Source organism: Vibrio sp. 704 (assembly GCF_033339295.1).
Map to the genome: position 1 here is coordinate 1 of NZ_JAWOUH010000449.1, position 697 is coordinate 697.

Consider the following 697-nt stretch of genomic DNA (forward strand, 5'->3'; position numbering starts at 1 on the left):
GGATCTTTGTATAGCTGGATCCGGTAGAAACCTTTGTCGGTTGGGTCTGTTCCTGTTGAACCGTTATTGATCAGGCAATCGTAAAGGAACTGCCCAAAGACAGATGCTTGACCAGAATTACTGACTTTTTGTAGCAAAAAGAAGCAACCAAATCCCAACACATCGAAGTCGGACTTACCTGTCGATTCTGTACAATTAACGATTGGGATACGTAAGATTCGGCGTCCGTTAGAACCACCATCACCTGTGTAACTGTCGTAATCACAAGAACCGCCACTTTCACAAGAACTCAGCTCCTGACGATAGTTGGCGTAATACAAGTCACCCGCATATTCAGCGTCGGTTTCAGCCAAAATATCAGGCTCTCTTACATACTTATCTGGTAAAACCGTACCGTCGTTTTTAATTGGGCCAGAGAAGTCGTTAAGTCTTACATTCAACCCTTGCGCAACGGGGCCAGCGCTATTCCCTGGTTTGGTTGTCACGGTATTCCCAACGGCTGCGCAACCGTTGTAAGCACCAGACAATGCATCACGAACCAAAGCCGCACCGCTATTGCCAGTCGCTTGCCCAAAATCGAGCAATTGAAAGTTACCCGGCCCCATATCGGTATTATTCTGATCGCCAACTTTTAACTCGTGCACAAGCGACGGATCCATATCCACATTCGGATCATAACCCGGTGGACGATACCCCC

General features: G+C 47.5%; 1 pseudogene. It reads right to left on the reverse strand.

Annotated elements, in window-relative coordinates:
• Positions 1 to 697: pseudogene (locus R7R24_RS27020) on the reverse strand (hypothetical protein); the annotation flags it as partial.